The 21,691-nt window shown below is 62.7% G+C and carries 20 protein-coding genes and 1 tRNA gene; 12 read left to right on the forward strand and 9 right to left on the reverse strand.

Annotated features, from left to right (window positions below; all coding sequences use genetic code 11):
• Positions 1-8 precede the first annotated feature (8 nt).
• Positions 9-653, forward strand: coding sequence for a glutathione S-transferase family protein (locus GA566_RS11070; RefSeq protein WP_137923237.1), 645 nt, complete (start codon positions 9-11; stop codon positions 651-653).
• A 64-nt stretch (positions 654-717) separates the two neighbouring features.
• Here the strand turns inward: GA566_RS11070 and parC are convergent, their stop codons facing one another.
• The 3 genes from parC to GA566_RS11085 form a co-directional block, all read right to left on the reverse strand.
• Positions 718-3,045, reverse strand: coding sequence for a DNA topoisomerase IV subunit A (gene parC, locus GA566_RS11075; RefSeq protein WP_160472752.1), 2,328 nt, complete (start codon positions 3,043-3,045; stop codon positions 718-720).
• Positions 3,046-3,183: 138 nt separating this feature from the next.
• Positions 3,184-3,990 (reverse strand): lytic transglycosylase domain-containing protein, encoded by an 807-nt coding sequence (locus tag GA566_RS11080; RefSeq protein WP_160472753.1) that lies wholly within the window; start codon positions 3,988-3,990, stop codon positions 3,184-3,186.
• Between the two features lie 31 nt (positions 3,991-4,021).
• The gene (locus GA566_RS11085) at positions 4,022-6,016 is read right to left on the reverse strand and encodes a DNA topoisomerase IV subunit B (RefSeq protein ID WP_160473282.1); all 1,995 of its coding nucleotides are present in this window, start codon (positions 6,014-6,016) and stop codon (positions 4,022-4,024) included.
• Between the two features lie 251 nt (positions 6,017-6,267).
• Here GA566_RS11085 and GA566_RS11090 point away from each other — a divergent pair, with 251 nt between their 5' ends.
• Entirely contained in the window at positions 6,268-7,476 is a 1,209-nt protein-coding gene (locus GA566_RS11090; RefSeq protein ID WP_160472754.1) for an MFS transporter, read from the forward strand.
• Position 7,477: 1 nt separating this feature from the next.
• Positions 7,478-7,603: a hypothetical protein gene (locus GA566_RS33550; RefSeq protein WP_255459329.1), complete on the forward strand. Its 126-nt coding sequence runs from the start codon at positions 7,478-7,480 to the stop codon at positions 7,601-7,603.
• 55 nt (positions 7,604-7,658) lie between these two features.
• On the opposite strand, the gene GA566_RS11095 is transcribed toward GA566_RS33550, so the two are convergent.
• Together GA566_RS11095 and GA566_RS11100 are read right to left on the reverse strand one after the other, a co-directional pair.
• Positions 7,659-9,581: an ATP-binding cassette domain-containing protein gene (locus GA566_RS11095; RefSeq protein WP_137923173.1), complete on the reverse strand. Its 1,923-nt coding sequence runs from the start codon at positions 9,579-9,581 to the stop codon at positions 7,659-7,661.
• A 294-nt stretch (positions 9,582-9,875) separates the two neighbouring features.
• Positions 9,876-10,106 carry a hypothetical protein gene (locus tag GA566_RS11100; protein ID WP_137923174.1) on the reverse strand — a complete coding sequence of 77 codons (231 nt, stop codon included), beginning with the start codon at positions 10,104-10,106 and terminating at the stop codon, positions 9,876-9,878.
• Between GA566_RS11100 and GA566_RS11105 the strand changes: the two genes are divergently transcribed.
• The gene (locus tag GA566_RS11105) at positions 10,105-11,040 is read left to right on the forward strand and encodes an amino acid ABC transporter substrate-binding protein (RefSeq protein ID WP_160472755.1); all 936 of its coding nucleotides are present in this window, start codon (positions 10,105-10,107) and stop codon (positions 11,038-11,040) included. The two genes, GA566_RS11100 and GA566_RS11105, sit on opposite strands and share 2 nt — an antisense overlap.
• Positions 11,041-11,144: 104 nt before the next feature.
• Entirely contained in the window at positions 11,145-12,335 is a 1,191-nt protein-coding gene (locus GA566_RS11110; RefSeq protein WP_137923176.1) for a benzoate/H(+) symporter BenE family transporter, read from the forward strand.
• A gap of 20 nt (positions 12,336-12,355) precedes the next feature.
• Here the strand turns inward: GA566_RS11110 and GA566_RS11115 are convergent, their stop codons facing one another.
• Positions 12,356-12,880 (reverse strand): hypothetical protein, encoded by a 525-nt coding sequence (locus tag GA566_RS11115; RefSeq protein ID WP_160472756.1) that lies wholly within the window; start codon positions 12,878-12,880, stop codon positions 12,356-12,358.
• 285 nt (positions 12,881-13,165) lie between these two features.
• On the opposite strand from GA566_RS11115, the gene GA566_RS11120 reads away from it, so the two are divergent.
• Positions 13,166-13,570: a multidrug efflux SMR transporter gene (locus tag GA566_RS11120; protein WP_370459287.1), complete on the forward strand. Its 405-nt coding sequence runs from the start codon at positions 13,166-13,168 to the stop codon at positions 13,568-13,570.
• Positions 13,571-13,595: 25 nt separating this feature from the next.
• Here GA566_RS11120 and GA566_RS11125 read toward each other — a convergent pair whose 3' ends face one another.
• Positions 13,596-13,907 carry a hypothetical protein gene (locus tag GA566_RS11125; RefSeq protein WP_160472758.1) on the reverse strand — a complete coding sequence of 104 codons (312 nt, stop codon included), beginning with the start codon at positions 13,905-13,907 and terminating at the stop codon, positions 13,596-13,598.
• A 31-nt stretch (positions 13,908-13,938) separates the two neighbouring features.
• Here GA566_RS11125 and GA566_RS11130 point away from each other — a divergent pair, with 31 nt between their 5' ends.
• The 3 genes from GA566_RS11130 (at position 13,939) to GA566_RS11140 (ending at position 16,439) form a co-directional block, all read left to right on the forward strand.
• Positions 13,939-14,217, forward strand: a complete 279-nt coding sequence (locus GA566_RS11130; protein ID WP_160472759.1) for a hypothetical protein — start codon at positions 13,939-13,941, stop codon at positions 14,215-14,217.
• 103 nt (positions 14,218-14,320) lie between these two features.
• The gene (locus tag GA566_RS11135; protein WP_137923181.1) at positions 14,321-15,112 is read left to right on the forward strand and encodes a hypothetical protein; all 792 of its coding nucleotides are present in this window, start codon (positions 14,321-14,323) and stop codon (positions 15,110-15,112) included.
• Positions 15,105-16,439 carry an O-antigen polymerase gene (locus GA566_RS11140; protein ID WP_137923182.1) on the forward strand — a complete coding sequence of 445 codons (1,335 nt, stop codon included), beginning with the start codon at positions 15,105-15,107 and terminating at the stop codon, positions 16,437-16,439. Before GA566_RS11135 ends, GA566_RS11140 begins: the two co-directional genes overlap by 8 nt.
• A 144-nt stretch (positions 16,440-16,583) precedes the next feature.
• Here GA566_RS11140 and GA566_RS11145 read toward each other — a convergent pair.
• Together GA566_RS11145 and GA566_RS11150 are read right to left on the reverse strand one after the other, a co-directional pair.
• Positions 16,584-16,658, reverse strand: a tRNA-Arg gene (locus GA566_RS11145).
• Positions 16,659-16,913: 255 nt separating this feature from the next.
• Entirely contained in the window at positions 16,914-17,378 is a 465-nt protein-coding gene (locus GA566_RS11150; RefSeq protein WP_137923183.1) for a lecithin retinol acyltransferase family protein, read from the reverse strand.
• A 409-nt stretch (positions 17,379-17,787) separates the two neighbouring features.
• On the opposite strand from GA566_RS11150, the gene GA566_RS11155 reads away from it, so the two are divergent.
• The 3 genes from GA566_RS11155 to GA566_RS11165 all read left to right on the forward strand — a co-directional run bounded on the left by GA566_RS11155 (position 17,788) and on the right by GA566_RS11165 (position 21,690).
• Positions 17,788-18,078, forward strand: a complete 291-nt coding sequence (locus GA566_RS11155) for a hypothetical protein (RefSeq protein WP_160472760.1) — start codon at positions 17,788-17,790, stop codon at positions 18,076-18,078.
• Positions 18,079-18,183: 105 nt separating this feature from the next.
• On the forward strand, positions 18,184-18,960 hold the full coding sequence (locus GA566_RS11160; protein WP_160472761.1) for a protein phosphatase 2C domain-containing protein: 777 nt from the start codon (positions 18,184-18,186) through the stop codon (positions 18,958-18,960).
• A gap of 198 nt (positions 18,961-19,158) precedes the next feature.
• Entirely contained in the window at positions 19,159-21,690 is a 2,532-nt protein-coding gene (locus tag GA566_RS11165) for a DUF6531 domain-containing protein (protein WP_160472762.1), read from the forward strand.
• The last annotated feature ends 1 nt before the right edge of the window (position 21,691 follow it).

Raw genomic sequence — 21,691 nt, forward strand, 5'->3', positions numbered from 1 at the left:
CGCAAAGCCTGCTGCGCATCTGGGGCCGGCTGTCGTCGATCAATGTGCAGAAAGTGGTCTGGTGCGCGCGAGAGCTGCACCTGGACCACGAGCGCATCGACATCGGCCATCAGAAAGGCGAGCTGGATACCGAAGCCTATATCCGGCTGAATCCGAACCGGATGATCCCGGTCATCGAGGATTTTCGTGACACCGACGTGGCCGGCGAGCCATTCGTGTTGTGGGAGTCCAATGCCATCGTGCGCTACCTGTGCGCACGCTATGGTGAAGGCACGCTCTGGCCTGCCGACGTCAAGGCGCGTGCCTCGGCCGATCGCTGGATGGACTGGCAGACCACGGCGTTCAGCCCGGCCATGGTACAGGCGTTCCTGCAGACGGTGCGCGGTCCCGCCGATCAGCGCGACGAGGCCATCATCGCCCAGTCTTGCGCCCGCACGGAGCCACTGGCAAAGATGCTCGACGAGGCGTTGGCAGATCGGGAATTCATCGGCGGCGACCGCTTCACGATGGCCGATATCGCACTGGCCTGCGCGGCGCACCGCTGGATGGGTTCGCCGGTGAAGCATTTGCCGCGCCCGAATCTGGAGCGATGGCTGGCGGCGATGCGGGCCAGGCCCGCGGCGTTGAGTATTCTGGTGTTGCCGTTGCAGTAACGGTGTTCGGACTCCCCTCTCCCGTATGCGGGAGAGGGGAATAAACCGGTGCGGGAGGCGGGACTTACCCGGCCTTCACCGGTTCCAGCTTCACTTCCTTCAGCCTCGGTTCGATCGCCTTGCCCTTGCGGGCGCGCTTGCCCACGTAGGGCAGCAGCGTCTTGCCGGCGAGCTTCTGCGGAGGCAGCTTCCCGCCGCGCATGCCTGTACCGGAAATGATCAGCCCCGGTGCGCCCACGGCTACCGCCTGTTCCAGCGTCTCCTTGGATTCGAGTTCCATCAGGATCACGCCACGGCCGCCGGCAGACAGCACCTTCACCTCATCGAGACCCACCAGCAGCAGACGCCCATTGGCCGAGAAGCACGCCACATGCGTGGCATCTTCGCCTACGGGCGCCGGCTGCAGGATCGCGTCGCCATCGTCGAGCGTCACGAACGCCTTGCCGGCCTTCTGGCGGCCGATCATGTCGCCGACCTTGGTCACGAAACCGTTGCCGCCCGCCGTGGCGATCAGCATGCGCTGCTCCGCGCTGCCCGCGAACGTATGGGCGATCTGCGAACCCGCAGCCAGATCGATCAGTGTGGTCACGGGCACGCCATCACCGCGCCCGCCCGGCAGGCCGGAGACGGCCACCGAATAGACCCGGCCATTGCTGCCGAACGCCAGCAGCGTATCGACGGTGCGGCATTCAAACGTGCCATACAGGTTGTCACCGGCCTTGAACGTGAACTGCGACGGATCGTGGTCGTGGCCCTGGCGCGTACGCACCCAACCCTTGCCCGAGACGATCACGGTCACTGGCTCGTCCACCACCTTCACTTCGGCAGTCGCGCGGCTCGCTTCCTGGATCATCGTGCGGCGCGGGTCCTTGTCCTCCGGGCTGTACTGCTTGGCGTCCTGTTCGATCTCCTTGATGATCTTGCGACGCATCATGGTTTCGGACTTCAGCAGCACGTCCAGCTCGGCCTGCTCGTCGCGCAGCTTCGCCAGTTCCTGTTCGATCTTGATGGCTTCCAATCGCGCCAGTTGGCGCAGGCGGATTTCCAGGATGTCTTCGGCTTGCCTGTCGCTGAGGCGGAACGCCTCGATCAGCGCGGGCTTGGGATCGTCGCTTTCGCGGATGATGCGGATCACCTCGTCGATGTTCAGCAGCACCAGCATCCGGCCTTCGAGGATGTGGATACGGTCCTCAACCTTGTTCAGCTGGAAGCGCGAACGCCGGGTCACCGTCTCGAAACGGAACGCGATCCACTCGCGCAGGATGTCTTGCAAACCCTTCTGGCGCGGCCGGCCATCGGTGCCGATCATCACCAGGTTGATCGGCGCACCGGACTCCAGGCTGGTATGCGCCAGCAACGTCTGGATAAAGTCCTGCTGGTCCGTGTTCTTGCTCTTGGGTTCGAACACCAGGCGCACCGGCGCGTCCTTGCCGGACTCGTCGCGCACGGCATCGAGCACGCTCAGCAACGTGGTCTTGAGCTGGGTCTGTTCCGGGGTCAGCGCCTTCTTGCCGGTGCGGATCTTCGGATTGGTGATTTCCTCGATTTCCTCGAGCACCTTCTGCGACGACGTACCCGGCGGCAGTTCGGTCACCACCATCTGCCACTGGCCGCGCGCCATTTCCTCGATGGTCCAGCGCGCGCGCACCTTCAGGCTGCCACGGCCGTTCTCGTAGATCTGCGCGATTTCCGAAGCGGGCGAGATGATCTGGCCACCGCCCGGATAGTCCGGTCCCGGCATGATCGCCAGCAGTTCGGCCAGCGAGATATTCGGATTGCGGATCATCGCCACTGCGGCACCTGCGACTTCACGCAGGTTGTGCGGCGGGATTTCCGTGGCCATGCCCACCGCGATACCGGACGCGCCGTTGAGCAGCACGAACGGCAGACGCGCGGGCAGCAGCTTGGGCTCTTCTTCCGAGCCGTCGTAGTTAGGCAGGAAATCCACCGTGCCCATGTCGATCTCGTCGAGCAGCAGCCGCGAGATCGGCGTGAGGCGCGCTTCGGTGTAGCGCATGGCCGCCGCGCCGTCGCCGTCGCGCGAGCCAAAGTTGCCCTGGCCGTCGATCAGCGGGTAGCGCAGCGAGAAGTTCTGCGCCAGGCGCACCATCGCGTCATACGCGGATTGGTCGCCGTGCGGGTGGAATTTACCGAGCACCTCACCGACCACACGCGCCGACTTCACGGGCTTGGCATCGGCGCGCAGCCCCATCGCCTGCATGGCGAACAGGATGCGGCGCTGCACGGGCTTCTGGCCGTCGGCCACTTCGGGCAGCGCGCGGCCCTTCACCACGCTCACGGCGTAGTCGAGGTAGGCGCGCTCGGCGTACCGCGCGAGCGTCAGCGAATCCGCCGGCTCTTCGGGCTGAAACGTAGTATCTGCTTGATCCATGGTGGGCAAGGGTGCGGCGGCCAGCTCCCGGAAAACTCAGGGCACCGTCCACCGGCTGTTGCAATCAGCGTGGGATTCTAATGGATGTGGATGACGATGCCGCCGCAAATAGCATCGTCCTTTGTGGCGCGCCTCGCCTCAAGGCATCGGCCGGCGTCCGCCGATCACCATCTGGACGCGCTCGGCGGCCACGCCGGTGCGCAGCACGCGCGGACCATCGGCGCCTGCCGGCTGGTACAGCCGGTAGAACTCCAGCACGGTCTTCACGTACTGGCGGGTCTCGGCGTAAGGCGGAATCTGGTTGTTGTAGCGCTGCACCGCACCTTCGCCCGCGTTGTACGCGGCCAACGCGAGCTCGAGGTTGCCCGGGAACATCTGCATGAGGAAGCGCAGGTAGCGCACGCCAGCGGCGATGTTGAGCTTGGGATCGGCCAGCTTCTGCTCGATCGAGCCACGCTTGTCCGCCGCCACGCCAAACCGCGCACCGGTGTCCGGAATGACCTGCATCAGGCCGATGGCGCCCTTGGGCGACACCGCGCCAGCGTTGAAACCGCTTTCCACGGCCATCACCGCCCGGACCAGCGCCGGGTCCACATCATGCGCCCCGGCCACGCGTTCGATGATCGGATCGACGCGCCGCAGGTTCGGGTGGTTGAGCATGGTGCGGAACAGCTTGTCGCGCTCCGGCGTGGACTTGCCCTCCAGCGACACCGCGCCACGATGACCCAGGTTCGTCGAATCGAACTGGCCGCCGTCCTTCATGAAGAGCTTGTAGCGCTCATCGAGCCTGGCATCCGCAAAGTGCGCTACGCCATCCTTGTCGATATAGCCCCACAACTCGGCGTGCGCCGGGATGGCGATGCAGAACGAACCGAGCGCGGCCAGCATGCAGGCCAGGCGCCTTGCCTGTCCTTTCCACCGCGATTGCCCTGTTCGTGCCTGCATCGTCCAATTCTCCAGATAGTGCCGAGACCGATCAGATGTCGGCCTCGACCTCGTTGCCCTTCTCTTCGAGCCAGCTACGCCGCTGTGACGCCTCGCCCTTGCCCATCAGCATGTTCATCATGCTGATGGTTTGGGGCAGGTCATATTCGCCAAGCTGCACTGGCAGCAGACGGCGCGTATCGGGGTTCATCGTCGTTTCCCAGAGCTGCTCGGCGTTCATCTCGCCCAGGCCCTTGAAACGTGAGATCTGCCACGCACCTTCCTTGACGCCATCCTTCATCAACTTGTCCTGGATGGCCTCGAGTTCGCCTTCGTCCAGTGCGTAGAGTTTCTGTGCCGGCTTCTTGCCACGTGCCGGAGCGTCCACCCGGAACAGCGGCGGCCGTGCGACATAGACATGCCCGAGGTCAATGAGTTTCGGGAAGTGACGGAAGAACAGCGTCAGCAGCAAAACCTGGATGTGCGCGCCGTCCACGTCCGCGTCGGACAGGATACAGATCTTGCCGTAGCGCAGGTTCGACAGGTCCGGCTCATCGTCCGCACCGTGCGGGTCCACGCCGATGGCAACGGCCATGTCGTGCACTTCGTTGTTCGCGAACAGGCGGTCGCGCTCGGTTTCCCACGTATTGAGCACCTTGCCGCGCAGCGGCAGGATGGCCTGGAATTCCTTATCGCGACCCATCTTGGCCGAACCGCCCGCCGAGTCACCTTCCACCAGGAAGATCTCGTTGCGTGTGATGTCAGTGGATTCGCAATCGGTCAGCTTGCCGGGCAGCACGGCCACGCCGGAGCCCTTCTTCTTCTCCACCTTCTGTGCGGCACGCGTACGGGCCTGCGCCTGGCGGATCACCAGTTCGGCCAGCTTCTTGCCAAAATCGACGTGGTGGTTCAGCCACAGTTCGAGCGCGGGGCGGCTGAACGTGGAGACCAGACGTACGGCGTCGCGGCTGTTCAGGCGCTCCTTGATCTGGCCCTGGAACTGCGGATCGAGCACCTTGGCCGAGAGCACGAACGAGGCGCGCGCGAACACGTCTTCGCTCATCAGCTTCACGCCCTTGGGCTGCAGCGAGTGCATCTCGATGAAGCTCTTCACGGCCAGGAACAGACCTTCGCGCAGACCGGACTCGTGCGTGCCGCCAGCGGGCGTGGGAATCAGGTTCACATACGATTCGCGCACCGGGGCGCCGTCTTCGGTCCAGGCCACGACCCACGATGCGCCCTCGCCCTCCGCAAACCCTTCCTCGCCGACAACCTTGTCCGGATCGGCATAGTGCTCGCCTTCGAACATCGGAATGACGAGTTCTGCGCCGCTGCCTTGCGCCAGCGCCTCGACCAGATAGCCCTTGAGGCCCTGCTCGTACTGCCACACCAGTTGCTCGCCGGTCTTCTCGATCACGAGCGTCACCTTGACGCCCGGCAGCAGCACGGCCTTGGAGCGCAGCAGGCGCTGGAGTTCGGCCATCGGAATCGTGGCCGAATCGAAATACTTGGGATCGGGCCACGCCTGCACGCGCGTGCCGTTCTTCTTCTCGCCGCGTTCGAGCTTGCGGCTTTGCAGCGGCTTGGTGACTTCGCCCCCGTGCTCGAAGGTCAGCGTGGACTGCGAGCCATCGCGCCACACCGTGACGTCAAGGCGGGTAGCCAGCGCATTGGTGACGGACACGCCCACGCCGTGCAGGCCGCCCGAGAAGGCATAGGCGCCGCCCTTGCCCTTGTCGAACTTGCCGCCCGCGTGCAGCCGGGTGAAGACGATTTCCACCACGGGCACACCTTCCTCGGGGTGGATACCCACCGGAATGCCGCGGCCGTCGTCTTCCACGCTGATGCTGCCGTCACGGTGCAACGTGACGAGGATCTCGCTGCCATAGCCGCCCAGCGCTTCGTCCGAGGCGTTATCGATCACCTCCTGCACGATATGCAGGGGATTGTCGGTGCGGGTGTACATGCCGGGGCGCTGCTTGACCGGCTCCAGGCCCTTGAGGACCCGGATGGAGGATTCGCTGTACTGACTGGTTTTGCTCGCCATGGAGTCGATGCGGATGTAAGGCGGATAGAAGGTCTGGCGGCCAGGGGCGGCCGGTTTGCGCTGCATTGTAATGGATCGACGTTGCCGGGCGTTCACCGCTCCCGCCGGGGCGGAATGGAGTCAGGCACAAATCCGGGGCCGGGGGTAAACTCGTCGGCCAGCCGCCGTGACGCTCCCCCTCCCCACCGTGCCCACGTCGAGCGGATAGAGACATTACAGAGACAATATCAAGACAATAACGAGCCCTCGACATGACCGACCGCAAACTCTCCCTGACCACCGTACTTGTATGCGGCGGTCTTCTCGTCACGTTGTCCATGGGCATCCGGCATGGTTTCGGCCTGTTCAACATGCCGATCACCCAGGCGCATGGCTGGAACCGTGAAACCTTCGCCTTTGCATTGGCGCTGCAGAACCTGATGTGGGGCGCCAGCCAGCCCATCGCCGGCGCGCTGGCCGACAAGTTCGGCGCCATGCGTATCATGCTGATCGGCATCGCCCTGTACGTGGCCGGCCTGATCGTCATGGCCATGGCTACGAGCGGCACCGGCTTTGCCACCGGTGCCGGCGTGCTGATTGGCATCGCGCAGTCGGGCACGACGTATAGCGTGGTCTATGGCGTGATCGGCCGCGTGGCCAGTGCCGAGAAACGGGTCTGGGCGATGGGGATCGCCGCCGCAGCCGGGTCGTTCGGCCAGTTCCTGATGATTCCGGTGGAGCAGACGCTGATTTCCACGGTCGAATGGCAGAACGCGCTGCTGATCCTGGCTTTCCTGGCCTGCTTCATGCTGCCGCTGGCCCTGACGCTGCGCGAGCCGAAGATGGCGGCCAGCACGGGTCCCCAACAGAGCATCGGCGAAGCCGCCCGCGAGGCGTTCGGCAATCGCAACTTCCAGTTGCTGACGCTGGGCTACTTCGTCTGCGGGTTCCAGGTGGTGTTTATCGGCGTGCACCTGGCGCCGTACCTGAAGGATCGCGGGCTGGTGGACATCAAGGTCGCCACCGTGGCGCTGGCGCTGATCGGCCTGTTCAACGTCTTCGGCACGTACACCGCTGGCGCGCTGGGTCAACGCATGCCCAAGCGCTATCTGCTCTCCTCGATCTACATTGCGCGGTCGGTGGTCATCGCCGGCTACCTGCTGCTGCCGCTGACCGCGTGGAGCACATGGATCTTCGCCGCGCTGATGGGGCTGCTGTGGCTGTCCACGGTGCCGCTGACCAACGGCATCATCGCCCAGGTGTTTGGCGTGAAGTACCTGTCGATGCTGTCGGGCGTGGTGTTCTTCTCGCACCAGATCGGCAGCTTCCTGGGCGCATGGCTGGGCGGTTTCCTGTACGACCGCACAGGCACGTACAACACCGTCTGGCTGATTGCGATTGCACTGGGCGTGGTGGCCGCACTGGTCAACCTGCCGATCCGCGAACAGGCGCTGGTGCGTCCGCAACCGGTGGCGGTCTGACATGGCCTGGGCACGTGGGTTGAGCTATCTGGCGCTGGCGGTGGTGCTGACGCTGGGATTCCTGGCGTACCTGCGGCCGGGGTTCATGGTGGATCTGACGAATATGGTGCTGGCCTGGTGTGGGTAGTTTGCTCCCCTCTCCCATGTAATGGGAGAGGGGAGAAAACCGAACAAAAGGTAGGTCACTCCCCCTTCGTCTTCTTCTCCAGCACTTCCCACCGCTCCAGCGCTTCGAGCAATTCCATCTCGATGCCGTCATGCCGCGTGGCCAGTTCGGCGGCGCGGGCGGGGTCCGAAGCGTATAGGCTGCCGTCCGCCAACTGCGTGGAGAGCGTCTTCTGCTCGGTCTCCAGCGCGGCGATACGCTCAGGCAGGCTGTCCAGTTCGCGCTGTTCCTTGTACGAGAGCTTGACGGTCCGGCCACCGCTGCGGTTATCGCGGTTGCTGGCCGCCGATTCGACGGGCTTCTGCTCGGCCTGCTTCGCCTGCTTGGCCTGGAGCGCCTTGGCGCGCGCCGTCTGCTCCAGCCAGTCCGAATAGCCGCCCACGGACTCGCGCCAATTCCCGCCGCCTTCGGCGGCAATGGTCGATGTCACCACGTTGTCCAGGAACGCCCGATCGTGGGATACCAGGAAGACCGTACCGCTGTATTCCTCCAGCAGTTCCTCAAGCAGTTCCAGTGTGTCGATGTCGAGGTCGTTGGTCGGTTCGTCCAGCACCAGCACATTGGCCGGCCGCGCAAACAGCCGCGCCAGCAGCAGGCGGTTGCGTTCGCCGCCGGAGAGCGACTTCACCGGTGAACGCGCGCGTTCCGGCGCGAACAGGAAATCGCCGAGGTAGCTCATGACGTGTTTGCGCTGGCCGTTGACTTCCACCCAGTCACTACCCGGGCTGATGGTATCCGCCAGCGATTTCTCCAGGTCCAGCGACGCACGCATCTGGTCGAAGTACGCCACCTGCAGGTTGCTGCCGTTGCGCACGGTGCCGGAATCTGGCGCCAATTCGCCCAGGATCAGGCGCAGCAGCGTGGTCTTGCCCACGCCGTTGGGACCGATCAAACCCACCTTGTCGCCGCGCATGATCGTGGCCGTGAAGTCGCGCACCACGACCTTCTCGCCGTACGACTTCGACACATCGGTCAGTTCGGCCACGATCTTGCCCGAGCGGTCCGCCTGCGAGACTTCCAGCTTGACGTTGCCCTGCACGTCACGGCGCGCGGCACGCTCGCTGCGCATCGTCACCAGCCGCTGGATGCGGGCCACGCTGCGCGTGCGGCGCGCTTCCACACCCTTGCGGATCCAGACTTCTTCCTGCGCCAGCAGCTTGTCGAACTTGGCCTGTTCCACGGCCTCGTTGGCCAGCAGTTCGGCCTTGCGCACCTGGTATGCCTCGAAATTGCCCGGGAACGACAGCAGCTTGCCACGATCCAGTTCGACGATGCGCGTGGCCACGCGGTCCAGGAAGGCGCGATCGTGGGTAATCAGCAGCACGCTGCCGCGGAAGTTCAGCAGCAGGTCTTCGAGCCAGCCGATAGCCTCGACGTCCAGGTGGTTGGTCGGCTCGTCCAGCAGCAGGATGTCCGGTTCGGCCACGAGACCCTGCGCCAGCGCCACGCGCTTCTGCAGACCGCCCGAGAGCGCGTCTACCCGCACATGCGGATCGAGGTTGAGCCGGGCCAGCGTGGTTTCCACACGCGTGCGCAGGTGCCAGGCGTTGGCCGCATCGAGTTCGGCCTGCACATCATGCAACTCGGCCAGCGTGGCCTCGTCGTGATGGGTGTCGAGCTTGGCCAGCGCGGCGTCGTAGCGCAGTAGCAGGTCATGTGCCTCGCCCATGCCCAGGCTGACCGCATCGAACACGGTCAGGCCCGGCGCGAACTGTGGTTCCTGCGCCACATAGGCCGAGGTGACGCCGCTCTGGCGGGAAATCAGGCCGTCATCCGGCGCCGACGCCCCGGAAATGATCCGCAGCAGCGAGGACTTGCCGCTGCCGTTGCGGCCAATCAGGCCGACCCGCTCGCCGGCTTCGAGCGAGAAATCGGTGTGGTCAAGCAATGCCACGTGGCCAAAGGCCAGTTGGGCATCGGTAATGGAAAACAGGGCCATGGTGCGAAGGAGACGGGTGAGCGCGATGCCTGGGTGCGGCGCGGGGAGCGCCGGCACAGGGTGCGGACGCGCGAAAGGCAGGCCCGAATTGTAGACGACTGTGGTGGGCGGCTGCAGCATCAGACCGAAGGGCGCCTCTGGTTACGCAGTGGCGGCCACGAAAAAGAAAAGGCCCGTTCGGTTGAACGGGCCCCAAGAGTCTCTCCTCGGTGCCCTGCTCGCAAGGCACGTCTGAAGGATAGCCAGCCGCACGCTGCGCCAGAAGTCGGACAAATCCTTAAGGGAAAGTCCCCGTCAACCTGCGATGGCGCAAAGCGTTGCGCGCCGGGAACGTTGAAGATCGCCACTAGCTGATGCTGTTGTGCCTTGCACGTGGCCCGTGGAACAATCGGCGCCATCGGTTTCTCCGACCGCGCAACGGCCGCACCAGTACGAAAGCAGCATCAGAGCCGGAACCATCCGGCCATCGGCGGCAAACATGCCGCCTGGGTTATTTCCTGACAATTTTTCGACGGGTATTTTCATGACCAATTCGGGCCTGCCGCGCCGTGCCTCAATCCGAGGTCTGGCGTCTGTCGTAGTTTCCTTTGCCGCGCTGCTCTGCCTGCCCGCCTCGCCGCCGGTGCAGGCCGCCACGCCCAACTCCGTGGTGCTGCGCATCCAGCAAAGCGGTGTCATCCGCATTGCCCACCGCGAAAGCTCGGTGCCATTCTCGTTCGTGGCCGACGGCAAGCCGATGGGCTATGCCGTGGACCTCTGCCTCAAGGTGGCCGATGCCCTGCGCTCCCAGCTCAAGCTGCCGCAACTGCGGGTGGAGTGGGTGCCGGTGACACCGGCTTCCCGGATTCCCGCCATCGTCGACGGCAAGGCCGATCTTGAATGCGGATCGACCACCAATAACCGCGAACGGCGCGACCAGGTGGCCTTCACCATCCCGCACTACATTGCAGGCAGCCGCATGATCGTGAAGTCCGATTCCGGTATCCGCAAATGGAACGACCTGCGCGGCAAGACCGTGGTTTCGACCACGGGCACCACGCCGCTGGCCATGCTCCGCAAGATGGACGAAACGGGCGCGATGGGATGGAAGGTGGTGGAAGCCAAGGACCACGCCGAGGCGTTTGCCATGGTGGAAGCGGGCAAGGCCGACGCCTTCGTCATGGATGACGTGCTGCTGTACGGCCTGCGCGCCAACGCCAAGAACCCGACAGCCCTGACAGTGACGGGCGACCTGCTCACCATCGAGCCGTACGCCATCATGCTTTCGAAAAACGATGCCGAGTTCAAGAAGATCGTGGACCGCGCAATGATCGCCGCGATCTACGATCAGGAAACGCAGAAGCTCTACCGCAAGTGGTTCCAGCAGCCGATCCCGCCCAATGGCATCACGCTCGATATTCCCATGAGCTACCTGCTGCGCGATTCGTTCAAGTTCCCGAGCGACAAGGTGGCAGACTGAGACTGCCTCAAGGTCCGGCCGGTATGGCCGGACTGGCCGGACTGGCCGGCATGCGAAACTAGCGGCCAAACTCTCGCATTCCGCCCTCCTTTCGCACGATCACGATGACTGCCGCCTCATCCATCAAACTGTCTGACTTGTCTGTTTCCACGGCAGTTGCTGGCCTGATCGCCATGCTGACCGGCTACACCAGTTCACTGGTGCTGATGATCCAGGCCGGGCAGGCAGCCCACCTCAGCGATGCACAGATTGCCTCATGGATCTGGGCATTGTCGGTGGGAATGGGCGTGACCACACTTGGATTGTCGCTGGCGATGCGCGTGCCGGTGGTCGTGGCATGGTCCACGCCCGGCGCGGCGCTGTTGATCGCCAGCTTGCCCGGGGTGCCCTACCCCGAGGCCATCGGCGCCTTCTTGATGGCTGCACTGTTGATGACGGCGGCTGGCCTGACCGGCTGGTTCGACCGGCTCATGAAGGCGCTTCCGGCGAGCATCGCGTCGGCGCTGCTCGCTGGCATCCTGTTCCGGATCAGCGTTGATGTCTTTATCCAGGCACAGCACCAGACCGTGCTGCTGCTCGTGATGTTCGCCGCCTACCTGCTGGGCCGCCGCCTGTGGCCGCGTTATGCCGTGCCGGTGGTGCTAGCCATTGGCGTGGCGCTGGCTGGCGCGCTGGGCCAGTTGCACTTCGAGCAATTTCACTTCGCCGCCGCGCTGCCGGTTTGGACCACGCCAGCCTTCTCGTTGTCCGCATTCATCAGCATCGCCGTGCCGCTGTTTATCGTGGCGCTGGCATCGCAGAATATTCCAGGGCTGGCCGTGTTGCGCGCCGATGGCTACCACGTGCCGGCCAGCCCGCTGATTACGGTGACGGGCGTTGCATCGGCCATCCTCGCGCCGTTTGGCTCGCATGGCATCAACCTCGCAGCGATTACCGCCGCCATCTGCACCGGTCCGCAAGCGGATGCCGACCCGCGCCGCCGCTATATGGCGGCGGTGGTCTGTGGTATCGGCTATCTGGTGATGGGCGTGATGGCCGCGAGCATCGCAGCGCTATTCGCGGCGTTTCCGAAGGCACTGGTGGTGGGCGTGGCAGCGTTCGCGCTGCTGGGATCGATCGCCAATGGCCTGACTGTTGCCATGCAGACGCCAGCCGAACGGGAATCGGCGCTGCTGACGTTCATGATCACGGCATCGGGCATGACGCTGGCCGGAGTCGGCTCGGCTTTCTGGGGTGTGGTGGGCGGAATGCTCGCGCTGCTGATTCTCAAGCCGCGCGAGCAACGAGCAAGCTGAACCGTCCCTGCAACGGCAACCTACAGCAGCAGGAAGGCGATCTCGGACGCCGGGATCTGCGACACAGGCACGCCGCGCCGACGCTGGAACAGCACATGTTCCAGCACGCGGTCGCGCTGTTCGGCAAACACTTGTGGATCGAAGCGCAGCGCATACACGGCGTAGTGCTCAGCCAGCAGCTTGTAGACCCGATGGCGGACGAGCAGCATCTCGTTCTCGGCGTGGAGTTGGGCCATCTCCGTGCTGTGGTCCTCTTCGAGCTGGCGCATGCTGACCACCACGCGGGCATGCATTCCCCGGTAGCGGTCGATCTCGGCATGGGCGCGCCGCAACTCCTCGCGCACGCTGCGCACTTCCTGTATCAGCTTGAGGTTCTGCTGGACACCGCGCTGGATGCGCGACGCCTCTTCGAGCGCGTGATCGGCGGCGGCAATCGTGTTCTGCCAAACGCCGTCTCGGGGCTCCTCGCGGACATCCGGCGTTCCCTCGACGCCAGCTAGCCGCGTGACGGGCCACTGCGTGGCCGCGTCCGGTTCGTTGTTCATGATGCTCCCCTAACCCGTCTGCACCACAACCCGCCACCGGCGATTTTTTGATGCCGGCATGGTCAGGCCACGGCCTGTAAATCACCGCGACGCATTGTCGCCGTCTCGACCAACTATTACGAGCGGCCTTTGTTTTAATGTGTGTCCCACCATTCAAGCCCGCTTGCGCGACTACCGCAACCACCGCAAAGAGGGGTAATCCATCCGCCGGAAACCTTTACCCCGCTTGGGTTAGCGCGGTTCCGACGCGGCGTTTGCAGGCCCCACGCAGCAAGGCATCGGATAATGTCCTCTTTCAAGCGGCCCGTGCGTCGCTTTTTACGGTGCCTCCCTGCGTTTCGCCCTCTCGCCCCGCATTCCATGAACGGATACGTACTCCTCACCCTTGCCATCATTGCCGAAGTCATTGCCACCAGCAGCCTCAAGGCCGCCGAGAATTTCACGCGGCTCTGGCCTAGCGTGCTGGTCGTGTCGGGGTATGTCGCAGCGTTCTGGCTGCTGATGCAGGTCATGAAGACCGTGCCGGTTGGGGTGGCCTACGCCATCTGGTCCGGCGCCGGCATCGTGTTGGTCACCCTGATCGCGTCGATCCTCTACCGTCAGATTCCTGACCTTGCCGCCTGGCTGGGCATCGGCCTGATCATCGCCGGCGTGGCCGTGATCCAGCTGTACTCGAAAATGAGCCACTAAGACGCGCGGGAGTGAGCGGCGTTCATCAGCCCTTCGGCGGCAGCGTCCGCAACAACCGGTTGACATGCGCAAGCGTGTCGCACTCGTCCACCTTCTGGCGGCGCCGCTGTTCGATGATGTCGAGCAAGGCGCGAACCTGCCCGTTCTTGGCCTCGCAAGCCTCCCCGCCGTCCTTCGGACACGCCACCTCGATCTCGCCACGCAGGCTTTCCTGCACGATATCGATCAGCGCCGAACAGCCCGACGTGTCCGCCAACGCCGGATCGGACGCGGCCTGCAACGCCATGACCGGGGCGGCAGCCAACAACGCAAGCGCGGGCAGCCATCGGAAAAGCATCCGGGGCACCCGTGAAGTCCGGGAAAAGGGCATGGATTGGAAAGATATGAATCAGGCAGCACCGCCGCTGCGGCGTGCGGGCTACATCATAGCGGTTTGTTTAATTCGGCCGAGAAAAATAGCAATTGCCGTGAAAGCGCCCCGCCACAACTCAGAAAAAGGGACCTCAAACTCAGTTACAGACAAGGCTATTTCGGATTATTTGTTGAAGCTGGATGACATGTCTGACCCTGAAGGTACGGTGGTCTCGGTAACATCGGGTTTCAAATCGCGATCGGTCCGGGGAGTACAATTGCCGCCCTGCCTATGATTCGAACGCCTCTACTGGAATGCCAACAATATCTGACAGTTCCGCCGACGATCTTGTCCGTTTTGTCTCCAAAGTCGTATTTGGCCGGCATGTGCTGCGACTCATGGTGTTCCTGATCCTGTGCGGTGCTGCCGGCGCCTACCTCATGCCTGCGCCACTCCAGACCTGGTTTGCATCTGCCTTGATCCGCATCGGCCAGGCCGGCGATGCCCGCAGTTCCTTGCTGGACCCACAAGCCGTGCGCCAGCGCATACAGTATCGCGGCTTCGTGCTGGAGGCATTGAAAGGCGCCGGCTTGCCGGATGACCCCCAGACAAACATGACCGCCCAGATCGCGGCAGACTCCTTCGGGATTGTGGCAAAGGGACCGAATAACGATGGACGCATGATCGAAATCAGCGTGCGCGGGCCCGACCCTGCAACGGCCAAGCGCGTCATCGCGTCCGCAGTCTCTATCCTGGTTGCCGAGCACAAGCCCGCCATTGCTGCCTACGAGACACGCATGCGCGCCCAGATCGACAGCCTCAATGAGTCCGTTGCGACTTATGAAACACAGCGCAAGCAGTTAATGGCGCTGGCCAACGCCCAGGGACCGAAAAAGGAAATCACAAAAGGGGTCACCGTGGCCGACAAAATCCAGATCATCGACGTGGACAGCCGCCGCCTGATCAAGCAACGCGAGATGCTGGAAGAACAGCTCGATCCCACGCGCACATTCGAGACCGCCGAAATTGGCCCGGTTGTCGTGACCGATCGACGCTATGGTCCCAACCGCTGGTGGGGTGTCCTGACGGGCGTTCTTATGGGCGTTTTCTTCTACGTTGCATATCTCGGCATAGCCAGTGCCGAGTTCCGTCAGGCCATCAACCGGGCTCGCGGCTACGGCCATGCTTGATAAATCCCTTGCCGTCATCTACAGCCTCATGATCCTGGGGCAGGCAGCAGCATTGCGTGCCTACATCGGAACATGGATTGCGCCGGCCTGCCTCTGGGGCCTGTTCTGGTTCATGTTCACGTTCGTACCCCTGGTCGCACTGTGGAACGTACCGGTCAATCCCGATGCCGTGCTGTATCTGCTAGTCGCCAGTTGCCTGTTCTCGCTGACGGCCTTGCCGTTCAGTTGGCGGCGTGTCTTCCGCCTGCGCCGCGAAAATCCCATGACCGTCGACTACGGCAGCGCGTTCATGCTGAATGCGTTCTATGTGATCAGCCTGGTGGCGATCTTCAGCTTGTTGATCGACCTGTGGATTCAGGGTGTGACGATATGGGATGCCATCTTCAGCCCCATGCAGGTTGCGGCCCGCATGATCGATATGCGGTATTCCGAATCGCTGGTGCCCAACATTTTCTCGAAGCTGAGCTTTGCCACACAGTACCCGGCCGCCATTATCGGAGGCTTCATCTATGTAACGCGCCCGGCTGGCGCCAAGAGAGCCAGAATCCTGGTTCTTACCTTTCTGCCATCGATCCTCGGCATGATCCTGCTGGGCGCAAAAGGCACGCTGTTCCAGGCCTTTGCCTTCTACTGGGGTGGCACGCTCGTCTGCAAGATCCAGCGCGGAGACCTGCGCATCCTCTCCAGGGAGGAGATCCGGAAGCTACTGCCGTACGGTGCGCTAGTCGTCGGACTTGTCACGGTCTCGCTGCTCTCCCGCTTCATCGGCAATGCCGGAGCAGATATTCTTGAGGGTCTGCAACGCCTGTTCGCCTCCTACGTGACCGCGCACCTCTACGGCTTCTCGGACTGGTTCAGCTTCACCACCGACGCCAGCTTCACGCAGTACTACTTCGACCTCCACAACAGTAGCGCGCTATATACCTTTACACCGATTGCACGTCTTCTGGGCGACACCACCGCACTGCCTCCGGGAACGTACGACGAATACTTCACCTACGATGCACTATTCCAGACCAACATCTACACGATGTTCCGGGGACTGATCATCGATTTCGGGATGTGGGGATCGTTGCTCTTCATGGTGCTGTTCGGCGTGGCGATGCACCTGTCCTACTGGATGTTCCTCGTGGCGCGCTACCCAGCCATGTCGGCCTCGATCTTTATCCACTCGGTAGGGTATTTCTACAGTTCGTTCATGATCAGCCTGCTGACTTACAACAGCATCTATCTGAGCGTGGTGATTATCGCCATCGTACTGTTCATGAACCGGATTGCTTCGCTGCAATTGCAACGCGCCAAACTGGGCGTAGGAAGCCTTACGTAGGAGCACCCGTCTTCGGATTATCAGGAGTATCCGAAGCACTCAGGAAGATTCCAACGGTTTATCGCTGACTTGGCTGAAGGCCGGCCCGCAACCCCTGAAATCTCAGGGGTGGGGAAAACTGAAGAACTGCTGCAGACTTAGGAATGGTCCCGCCGACAGGAATCGAACCTGTATCTAGCGCTTAGGAGGCGCTCGTTCTATCCATTGAACTACGGCGAGCGGACCGTCTGCATGCCACGGTGGCCGCGCGGTGGCGGGCTTGTGGTGAGACGGGGCGCAGTATAGCAAACTCGACCACCCTGCCGCCACGGCGGGAGGTGCCGGCACCGGCTGCGTGACGGGTGCTGGCGGCGTTGCGGGTGCCCGGTGCGCTGAGGCGGTGGCAGGCGCGGCCGCGGCGAGCGTTGCAGCTTTCCCAATCGATCAGTCCTGGCATGATGGTCTCCCTGGTTTCGTTCTTCGATGTGGATGGATTCAGGCGGCCTGCATGCCACCGCCATGACGGCCGGTCAGCAGGGCGCGGACCATGTGCAGCACGGTGATGGCGGCGGTGCGCGGGTGACGCAGGCAGGTTTCCACCTGTTCGCTGCGGGCTTGTCCGAGCAGGCACCACGTGCAGAAGTGCTCACAGTTGTTGGTCAGCAGGTGGTAGTGGTCTTCACCGAGGCGGCTGCGGGCGCGGGACACGGCTTCGGTGCCGACGAACCGGGCGCAGGGTTCGAGCTTGACCGCCACCGTGTGGCCGTCGGCGAACTGCTCGATCGAGGTTTCCTCGACGGGGGCAGCGTGCAGGGTGTGGCAGAAGCCGGCGTAGTGGATGACCCGGCCGCTGCCGATGTAGATGCCGTGGTGGGCGTAACCGTTGCGTTCCGTCACGAGATGGGCACCCACCAGATAGAGGTCCTGGCTTTCGGCTTGTTGTTGGTTTTGGGTGTTCATGGCAGTTCTCGGTTCGGTGTCTGTGGTTGGCAGCCAGCGCTGCGTTGTTGCCACACCAACCGCATCAAGCGTGCCAGGGAGGGGAAATCACGGCAGGACAAGGCTTTGCGGGAGATTGCCCGGATTTGAACCATGCGGAGCGTCGGCATTGCGCCGACAGATGATGGGCGATTGTGTTGGTTTCCCTGCGCCAGCCGCGGTGAAAACCGCAGCAGCTCGCAATGGAATACGCCTTTGCAGCGGGTGGTGGTTGCCATCCACCTTCGACTGGCACTGTGTTGGTCGCTGACCAACCGTTTATGCGCCGCCTGATCCCCAAAACCCAGATTAAGCAACGAGAACACCACCGCACCGCATGGCACAGCGCTTGCACTAAGTGGATACCCGCGCCACCCATCAGGAGACCATCATGGCCACGCTCACCATCCGCGATCTTGCTGCCCATCGCACACTCGATTTCCGCGCCATGTCGGCTGTCCGGGGCGGCGGTGCGCCGTGGGTATTCGGCTGGATTCAGCCCTACGTCGCGGCGCGTCCGAGCACGTTGCCCGTCGTGAACTTTTACGAGATCAATTACAGCTTCTATGCTGATCAGATGAACAATCAGTTCCAGAACGTCAACGTCCAGAACAACGCGCCGAATTCGACCATCACAGTCGACGCTGCGATGGACGCCCGGAACAAGGGACGATTGGTCTGAGTCCTGCATGAAACAGCAGGACCTTCGCGGTACCCCCAACACCTGACGGCCGCCCCGGGGGGCGCCATTCGCGCGGCGACTCATGGGTCCGCGCCGGAGCACACCGTGACCTGCGTATCGCAATTCCGCTGGATCTCCGCCGCGTCCACCGACGTCGGACTGGTGCGTGAACGCAACGAGGACGCCTGCCTCGACGCCCCCGAGCGCGGCATCTGGGCAGTAGCCGATGGCATGGGCGGCCACGCCGTCGGCGAATTCGCCAGCCGCGCGATCGTCCAGGCGCTCACGGCGCTGCCTGCGGCCGAGAACCTCGACGCCGCCGTGGAGCACGCGCGCATCGCCATCCAGACCGTGAACCAGTTGCTGATCGACGAAGCGCAGCGCATGAAGGTGCGCGTGATCGGCAGCACCGTGGTCATGCTGATGGCCTGCGAGCGCCGCTGCAGTTGCCTATGGGCTGGCGACAGCCGCCTCTACCTGTTCCGCGACGGTCACCTCAAGCAACTCACGCGCGACCACAGCCAGGTGGAACGCCTCAAGGCACGCGGCCTGATTACCGCCGAAGAAGCCCGCCACCACCCCGCGCACAACACCATCACACGCGCCGTAGGCGCAGCCCCCACACTCGACCTGGAATTGCTGACGCTGGAAATCGGCGATGGCGATGTGTTCCTGCTCTGCAGCGATGGCCTGAGCAACGAGGTAGAAGACGCGCAAATAGCCGAACTACTCGACCTCGGCCACGAACCCGTCACCACGGCCGATGCGTTACTCAAAAGCGCGTTAGCCCATGGCGGACGCGACAACGTATCGGTCGTCGTCATCCGCGCCGAGGATATGGGTGGGGGATCGGATATGACGTTGTTGAATCCGGAGGTTTGAGGGGCTGCGTTTGATGGAACGCAAGCCGTTGCGAAATGCAGCGACTCGACGCGAGTCTTTCCTTGCGAGCAATATTGGATTGAGCAGAAATAGCGGACGGTGGTGTTGCCGTCCGCTGGCAGGACAAGCGCAGCATCGTTTCCGAAACCTGCTGCGATCCTCTGCCTTATGCATCCGCTTGTTGGGCTGCTTCGGCGCATGGCCCGTCTGTTCGCCTGCGCGGTCATGGTGTTGCCGTGCGTGTCCTTTGCCTATGCGCCGGTCGAGTACTTCTATACCCCCGGAGCCCCGGGCTACTTTAAGACCCCCGAGGAAGCTTGCGACAACCTGAATGGTCACTTCTATACCAGCCGGAAATGGGAGTACCACAAGGCCGATCGGGATTGCTGGGACGGCGTTTATGGGGCGTTCGTTCACTCCACACCACGCTGTGCGCCCGATGGCTCTGAGCCCCGCAGCGCCGCGCGGGAAAATGAGCGATGCGGCGGACCATACTTCTGGTCTGTCACCACTCCCGTCAGGGACATCGAGGATGACAGCTGCAAGATCGGCAATCCAGTATCTGTTGGCACTGGCGCAAAGGCCCAGACAGAAATCGATATCCCCGGAACGGAACGCGTCGCGCCACTTCAGCGTTCCTACCAGTCAAACGTGCGCTTCGCCGCCTCAGATTCCTTCGGACCCAACTGGGTACACCCATGGAACAGGCAGATACAGGTTCCGACTCCATCTAGCGAAACCATTGCTGCGCTACGCCCTGACGGCTCAGCCAGAACATTCCGAAAATCTGCGACGGGCTGGGCTTCCTCCGGGCGCGACACCATCACACCTGAGCCCCAGACAAACGGTGCCATCGGCTGGCGATACTTTCATGCCGACGATGATTCCATCGAGATCTATGACGCTCGTGGCCGCCTGCTGTCGATCGTTGCTCGCAATGGCCAGACGACCACCCTGCGTTACGACTCGGCCGGAAAGCTGATTGAGGTGGTCAGCCATTTCGGACAGCGCTACCGCTTCCAGTACGACAACGCAGGACGCATTGCCTCAATCGCCGATCCCACCGAGCAAACTACCCAGTACGCCTACAACCAGTGGGGCATGCTGGAGTTCGTGACACATCCTGATGGAACGCGACGGACGTACCACTATGAAATGTCACGCTATTCGGCGACGAATGCGAAATACCTGACAGGCATAACCGATGAAGCAGGCGTCCGCTATGCGACCTATGCCTACGATGGAGACGGCCGCGTAACCAGCACAGAACTGGCCGGAGGGGTAAACAACCGCACGCTGGTCTACAGCAATGAACTCACCACCGCGCGCACATATCCTCGTGGCACACCCGCTACGCTCTACAAGCAGACACGCGTCGGCAATCGCTTGCTACCCTCTTCCATCGAAGGTCCAGTGCCCGAGGAAGGCGGCGCAAAATCCATTGCATACGATGCCGCAGGCAACATCTCCGGCACAGTTGGCTTCGACGGCAATGAGACCCGATACAGCCACGACGCACAGGGTCGTGAGACACAACGCATCGAGGGGTATGGGACTGCGGCGGCTAAGACCACAACCACCGAGTGGCATCCGACATGGAATCTGCCGCTGAAGATTGCTTCACCAGGGCGGATGGACTTCTTCACCTACGATTCCTCGGGCCAAACTCTCAGCTATTCCACCAATGCGACGAACGATCAGAGCGGCGCTGCCGGGTTCAGTGCAGCCCAAATCGGCCAGCGCACTGGTATGCGCCGGGAGTATGACGCTAGCGGACTTGCTGTGACAGCACTGGATACAGTTGACAACGCGGAGACTGCGCGATGGACGTACACATATGACGCAGCAGGAAATCTGGCAACCTTAACGAACCCCCGAGGGCAGACCGGCAGGGCTCTCAGCTACGACGGCGCTGGAAGACTCCTTACTGCGATTGATACGGCCGGCAGGCAGATTGAAATCCAGTACAACAGCCGGGGCAACATGACACGGTACCAACGAGGTACCGATGTGGTCGTCTACGCTTACAACCAAGTCGGATTCCTAACGACAGTATCAGGGCCCGGTACGTTTCGATTTGAGCTGGAGTACGACGATGCACACCGTGTGGCAGCGTATTGGTTGCCTGCAGATGTGACGCCGGAGGTCTTTTCCGCTATATCTGACAATCCGTTTGGCCGCGCCGCTGCCGCGCCCTCCAATGCACCTCAGTCGAAGCAAAAAGCTGGTTGGCTTAGGTCGATCTGGAATATCTTCAAGACATGGTTGGAGTCGTTGTTTGCGGACGCTAATGCGCAGGCTGGTTCCCCTCTTGTTAGAAACCCGGTTAACCGTGGGGGTGGGCAATCGGGACCCGGTATGGCTCCCAGGCCAGCGCCTGCCGACGTACTAGAGCAGGGCAACGCCGCAAAGCACGACCCGTTGCTGTCCTACATCGATTCAGTCGCGAACAGGGCCGGGGACGCAGTCCTCGCTACGATCCGGCATATAGGAGGGACATTCTATGGAGCCTCCAAGCTAAATGTCTGTGATGATGGCGGTGACGGAGGCGACTGCGACAGGCGGTACGATATCGATGTCGGCAACTGCCAAGGTGTCGTGAAAGCTCGATACATGATCGCGGGAGTCAAAATATGCTTGGCGTCTGCAGCCCAGCGATACGGAGAATGTCTCCGTAAAGGTCCTGCAGGTATTACAACACCTTTGGCCGGATTTGATACTCCGCTATAGC

It is taken from the genome of Cupriavidus sp. SW-Y-13 (assembly GCF_009793345.1).
In the GTDB taxonomy this organism is placed as follows: domain Bacteria; phylum Pseudomonadota; class Gammaproteobacteria; order Burkholderiales; family Burkholderiaceae; genus Cupriavidus.